At 34.6% G+C, this 6,020-nt stretch carries 5 protein-coding genes and 1 pseudogene; 2 read left to right on the plus strand and 4 right to left on the minus strand.

What is annotated here, in order from left to right:
- Nucleotides 1–192: pseudogene (locus tag ASL19_RS16755) on the minus strand (photosystem II q(b) protein); the annotation flags it as partial.
- Between the two features lie 973 nt (nucleotides 193–1,165).
- Here ASL19_RS16755 and ASL19_RS08995 point away from each other — a divergent pair.
- Together ASL19_RS08995 and ASL19_RS09000 are read left to right on the plus strand one after the other, a co-directional pair.
- A complete protein-coding gene (locus tag ASL19_RS08995; protein WP_057178073.1) occupies nucleotides 1,166–2,062 on the plus strand; it encodes a hypothetical protein in 897 nt (298 codons plus the stop codon).
- Complete coding sequence (locus ASL19_RS09000) at nucleotides 2,059–2,793, plus strand: hypothetical protein (RefSeq protein WP_057178074.1); 735 nt, start codon at nucleotides 2,059–2,061, stop codon at nucleotides 2,791–2,793. The genes ASL19_RS08995 and ASL19_RS09000 overlap by 4 nt, the downstream gene beginning before the upstream one ends.
- Here the strand turns inward: ASL19_RS09000 and ASL19_RS09005 are convergent.
- From ASL19_RS09005 to ASL19_RS18225, 3 genes are all read right to left on the minus strand, one after another.
- Nucleotides 2,773–3,036 carry a DNA methyltransferase gene (locus tag ASL19_RS09005; RefSeq protein WP_057178075.1) on the minus strand — a complete coding sequence of 88 codons (264 nt, stop codon included), beginning with the start codon at nucleotides 3,034–3,036 and terminating at the stop codon, nucleotides 2,773–2,775. The two genes, ASL19_RS09000 and ASL19_RS09005, sit on opposite strands and share 21 nt — an antisense overlap.
- 97 nt (nucleotides 3,037–3,133) lie before the next feature.
- Nucleotides 3,134–3,298, minus strand: coding sequence for a hypothetical protein (locus ASL19_RS17865; protein ID WP_161808592.1), 165 nt, complete (start codon nucleotides 3,296–3,298; stop codon nucleotides 3,134–3,136).
- Nucleotides 3,299–3,434: 136 nt separating this feature from the next.
- Nucleotides 3,435–6,020: hypothetical protein (locus ASL19_RS18225; protein WP_057178076.1), on the minus strand; the 2,586-nt coding region annotated here is incomplete at its 5' end.

Below are 6,020 nucleotides of genomic sequence, written 5' to 3' on the forward strand. Positions count from 1 at the left end.
GCGGATACCGTCGATGTCCACGGGGGGAGCAGCAATAAAAGCAATGATGAAGCAAGTAGTAGCTGCGAGAAGGGTGGGGATCATTAACACGCCGAACCAGCCAATATAAAGGCGGTTGTTGGTGCTGGTGATAAATTCACAGAAGCGATCCCATACGTTGGCGCTTTGGCGCTGTTGAATGGTGGTGGTCATGTTTTTATAAATGCGGTTTAACCGGAGGTTTATGTATGTTCAGGTAGGTGTTTCTACCTTATGAACTTATATTAAGACAGATGTTTAGTTTTGTAAAGGGGTTTTTACAAAATTTTTAATAATTTTGCCAATTAGGGATTTTCCTATATGTGGTAGGGGTTTCCGGGTATTAAGTTACTAGTCCTAACGCTCAAGTTAGCTTTTTACTGATTGTTGAATAGACTTTGATTTGATTATTTTTATATATACACTATTATAGGAATTATGATAAAAAATGCGATCGCTCTTTTTGTTAGTATAAACTCCAGTCAAAGTACCCAGGATGGGATATGATATAGTTAAGTTGTGTATATATAAAAAAGTGACATAAACAATACCCAATCGCTTTGGCAATAACTTAAAATATGCAATAGATGTGATGTAAGGTGTGTTAATGCAATTTAACGCACCCTACCATAGGAACGATCGAACTTGACTATTCAAGTGGGGAGGGATTGGTTGCGAAGGTCACAGGAATTTTAGGACGATTGCGAAGCACTCCCTACGGGAGCTCGCCTTCTTGAGATTAATACTGAGGAACTGTTGGGAGATTTTGCGTTTCAAGTCTTTCAATTTTAGGATTTATTTTGTCTGTACTAAGTTCTAATCATTGGTCCGTGTAATGAAATCAAACAATATGGAGAATATAGAACCCAAAGATTAGTATTAGAAGCATGGGATAAAATAATTCGTAATTCGTAATTATTTTGTCAGAATCAGGATAACCAGGATTAAAGGATGTACAGGATGTAAGTGTTTTATTGTCTATGAAAAATAGAGATTTGGGGATGATGTTTAATAAATGAAATGTAAAGTTTTATACTATCTGCTTTCATTGGTCATTGGTTGACCATAATGATAATTGTATTTTATAATCTTAAATATTCCCCAATAAATTATCAATAACATCCTGATTCTGACAAAAAAATCATTCATGTATACAGAAGACCAAATCAAAAACCTATTTGGAAATAAAACAGTAGAATACATAAAAAATAAAAATACAGGTGGTGTTAGCAACAGCAAAGGTAACACTTACGAAAACATCTTTGCTATCTACAAAATATCATCATTATCTAAAAGTATTATAGAAGATGAAAGAGAAATTTATTTATTAAGCCAATGTCTATCTTTTATTGATGACTTAGTTATTGAACTCACATCAGAAAACACACTGCAACATTATCAACTAAAAAATAGTTCTAATATCACTTGGGGAACAGGTGAAAAATCAATAAATGACGACTTTAAAAAACAGTATGAATTAAACAAATCAATTTCCAAAGAGTCAAAACTTGCCCTAGTAGTTTCTTCTTTAGAACTCCGAGATAAATTACAAGCGAACATTCCTGATGATATTAAAAATTATAGCCAAGTAATTTACTTCTACTTTGCCGATAGTCTGCCTAAAATAATTGCTCAAGAACCTGAATTTAGACGTTCATTAGAGTATTTGTGTGCTTTTGAAAACCCAGAGCCAGATAAACTTGAATGTTTGGCTACAGTTTTACTAGGTGCTTGGGTAGCTAGTGAAAAATCTAAACTACCTATTATGGATATTCTCCAAAAAGCTCAAGACTTCATTCCTTCATATATTCGTTCCTTTAAAACAGAACTACAGCTAAATCCAGAAATAAAAGAAATCTTTGATAAAATAGACGGTTTCACATATAATTTAACCAGAGGGTTTTTACAATGGGAGTATTTCGACGGACTAAATGCAGGAACATTACCTTACAGTATCGAAACAGCAAGGTTTCAAAAATTTCAGGAACTTATTAAAAAAAATCGCCCTACTTCCTTTGAAGATTTGGAGGTGTTCTTGATATGACTAGGTTATATACAGATATTTGCAACCAAGACGTTCGGAAATTACTGGAAACATTAGCCAATAAGGGTGTCAATCCAGACCAGTACAAAGAAACTATGACCAAGATAGGTGATAATCTTGGTAATTTCTTGCTGACTAAAATTAATGATAAAACTTCTGATATATACCTTGCTTGTACAGTAGAAGATGCTGATTTTTTAGCTAAAGGCATACTTTCAGAATTAGAAAATCATTATCACAATATTGGCTTTGCTTGTTTTTGGAACAAGCGATTTTCTCCATTTGAAATAGAAGATTTAAAAGTAGCTCCCATCCTCAAAAAATATCAAGAACCTTCCCATGGGAAGGTTCAGTATTTGATTGTAATTAAATCTATTATTTCTGGTGCTTGTGTAGTCAGAACTAACTTAGTGAACTTGATTCAAAAAATAGAACCAGAGAAGATATTTATAGTTGCACCTGTCATTTATAAAAATGCAGAGCAAAAACTCAAAGATGAATTTGACGAAAATATTTATAGTAAATTTGAATTTCTTTATTTTGCTAAAGACGATGAACGCACCAACGAAGGTGAAGTAATACCAGGAATAGGAGGTAATGTCTATTTAAGATTAGGATTTGATGGACAAGATAATAAAAATGAATATATCCCCGAAATCGTGAAAAAGAGACGTTCTCAATTTATGCGTCAAAAACAGGAAATTCATCTCTCAAAAAATATCAGTAACTAAATCAAATAAACTACCTTGTTTCACTTGATTTTCTTCCTCATATCTGATATTTTTAACTTTTTGTACTGCAATGTTTACATAATTTGGATTGATTTCAATACCTATTGCTTTACGTCCTGTTTTTATAGCTGCTTCTGCTATTGAACCAGAACGGATGAAAAAGGTTGTAAGGTAATTGCATTTTTCTTGACCCCGGACATAATAACTTATAATATGAGAGTTTGTCAACTCATGGGAACACATTGTTGTAACTTGGGATATGTAAGCATTTCTTCTGATTAAAGGTGCGATTGCCTCCAGGGTAAGAGCATATCAACCAGATTTGACACAACAGGAGAACCTAATGTGTTGACCTCTCTACCACTTTGGGAATCTCCTCCCCCATGGTGCTGTTCATATATTTTATGGTAAACTCTGTCCAAATCCAACTATCACCTCGCTGCTCAAATTGAATACCTGTACTAAATTCATGGATTTCGTGGATTTTATTGTTAGATGAGTTCATGTTTTTAGTTGACTTTGCCCATAGTTGTCAATGTTTTTAAAAACTAGTTCCCAATTCATGGGTTTGTTTATTTTTTCCTACCTGGATGGGTTGGTGTTTGAGTGCGATCGCATTTTTTTGTTAGTATAAACTCCAGTCAAAGTACCCGGGAGAGGAACTGTTGGGAGATTTTGCGTTTCAACTCATGGGATTCTTGTGATTTGTGGTCTAAGTATCCTGTAGGTTGAATATTTTTTTGTGACTCTTGGAATTTATAGATGGATTGGGCAATCTTCCTTTTGTGCGTCTGTTGAATTTTATCTGTTTGGAAGGTAACATAGTCAATATTTTTATATTCATTCATACCTAGAGATTTAAGGATTGACTGGAATATCAACTGTTTTGTTAATGTCGGTTTCTTGGGTAAGTTGATGGTTTTTTCTTCTGGAGATGGTTTGGGATCTGAATTTGCCAATTTGTTATTTTCCACATCGCTCTCTTCCTTCTCTCTAATGGTTGTGATGATAATTTCATTAATCGTGTACTTGGTTTTAGTCCAATATCTTTCTTCTATAGCTTCATTTATAAATGTCAATTTCATCACTTTATTGATGTCCGTTTTTAGTCTGTTTTTCAAGGAAGAATAATCTATGCTTGTTTTTTGAACTTTTTGTCCTAATAAACATAATCCAAACATATTATTTCCCCGACATTCCTCACCTTTTTGTGGAATTATCTTTTTCTCTAAATTGTGTTTAAGTTGATAACTATAGATGGCAATTAGCCATTGTCTTTCAATTTTAGGATCTATCTTGTCTGTACTGATTTCTAAGTCCCTATATCTAAGTGTTTTATCTGAGAGAATTAGTGGTATTGTTCCTGTAATTCTTTCGGTAATATCGGTAATATCAGAATATTTTTTCTTGGAGGACAGTTTTGCTAGGGGTGATGATTTTTGTCTTCCTTGGAAAACTTCATCAACAGTTTTAGTCATTACTGTCTGAATCTCCTTAAAAGAATAGTGATTCTTACTATCGAAAACTATTAGGTAACAGTTTTGATCTTGAACTGATTTTTCGCATAAATATTCCCTGGCTTCATTAGTATTGATATAATGCTGCCAAGTTCTGGAACCGATTAACCAACCGCTCCCTAAGATTAACAGTGAAACGGGAATAACAAATACAAGTTTCATATCTACATCCTGGTTAAAAAAGTCAATAATGCCATAAACTAAATGGATAATAATATCTAAAGTTGTCTTTCGTTCAATTCGTAAACCATAAACATAAACAAATGGTGGAAGATTATTCTGTTTCTTAGCTATTTCATAAAATAAATGTCTTCTTACAAATCCATCACTAACTTGATAAAAGTATCCAGCCAAAGCATACTCTTTTAACTGTTCAAACAATTGAGCTAAAGGTCGGTAATATTGGCATTTATCACATCTCTTTTGGATATCTTGCCAGCTGTAAATTAAACTTTTCCAAACCCTCAGTCCAAATTTGGGGGTAATTTTATCAGGCGTGTTTTTTTTCGAGTGGTGATCATGAATCAATTTTAGATCATCTTTAATGTTACTTATAAACTGATCTCGAGCATTAAACCAAATGGTATCTCCACTCTTGGCTAATAACCAATATACGCCATCTACTGATATTTTACCATTTAATAAATTGGGTAACAAGTAAGTAGTTCCTGCTGCTATTTGCTTCTTGGGAAATAGTGGCTGAATACCTTTTTGCAATTTTAGTGATATTCTTTGATTCTCATTAATTTCACTAGCTTTTTGGATGTTCAACCACCACAAAAATTCCGGTAGGGTATGTGGAATGACTAATGCTCTGAGTGTGATTAATCTGACTAAATGGGGAGTATATATCTTCTCTCGCAGCGCAATATCAGCACCTTCTTGATTGAAAAGTGTTTCCCAATCTTGGGAAGTAACTTCCTTATCCTTTAGTCCATCTACAATTGTTTGTACTGCTTCAGGTTTGAATTGGGATCTGTGGATTAATTTGCGAATCCCCTGTTTGAGCAATGTTTCAGTTTCTGGGTTCATATTTATTTGGGTGTGTTCCTTGTTTACTGCATTTCTGTCCACTCTACTCGCAGCTGCGATCGCTCTGTTTATTCCATCTCTTGCTTTTTGGGATGCTGGTTTAATCACCTGAAATCTTTCTGGTTTGACTAGTGCTTCTACATCAAATGCCCAACATACTGGTAGTCCATTTTTACAGGAGTTCCATTTGTTAATTGCTAATACGTTGATGGTATATAAATCATACTGGACATTTGGCTCTAAAACTATGGGACTTAATTGCTGAAATAGGGAGTATTCCTCCACTTGTGGTTCTGTTTGTAAATCTGACGGTTGTTCCTCTGTAGATGGTTGTTCTAAAGGGGAGGGGATTGGAACCTCCCCTGTACCCACCTGTGGTTTAGTTTGTACCTTGAATAATGGTAATATTTGCTCTAAATCTGGTGGTTGTGGTATCTCCCCTTCAAATATATGGGGACTACCCTCATCTTGTTGATCCAGAGGATTAAATGTTGGTCGGTTATTTTGTTCCCACCAGGCTAATATCACCCTCAGTTTATGATCTCCCCGACATAAAAAATAACGGTGAAAAGCTGCACTCCTCCCTACTTCATCTCTCCCCCTGGTAACCACTGCTATCACTGACCAAATATCATCCCCGCTCCCTAATATTCTGGCAATTATTGCTGGTTTCTCTGT

The organism is Cylindrospermopsis sp. CR12, from assembly GCF_001432185.1.
GTDB lineage: Bacteria > Cyanobacteriota > Cyanobacteriia > Cyanobacteriales > Nostocaceae > Raphidiopsis > Raphidiopsis raciborskii.

Coding starts and splice junctions, on each gene's coding strand:
- ASL19_RS09005 (WP_057178075.1), bottom strand. CDS start 3,036: ATGTGTTCCCATGAGTTGACAAACTCTCATATTATAAGTTATTATGTC.
- ASL19_RS09000 (WP_057178074.1), top strand. CDS start 2,059: ATGACTAGGTTATATACAGATATTTGCAACCAAGACGTTCGGAAATTA.
- ASL19_RS17865 (WP_161808592.1), bottom strand. CDS start 3,298: ATGAACTCATCTAACAATAAAATCCACGAAATCCATGAATTTAGTACA.
- ASL19_RS08995 (WP_057178073.1), top strand. CDS start 1,166: ATGTATACAGAAGACCAAATCAAAAACCTATTTGGAAATAAAACAGTA.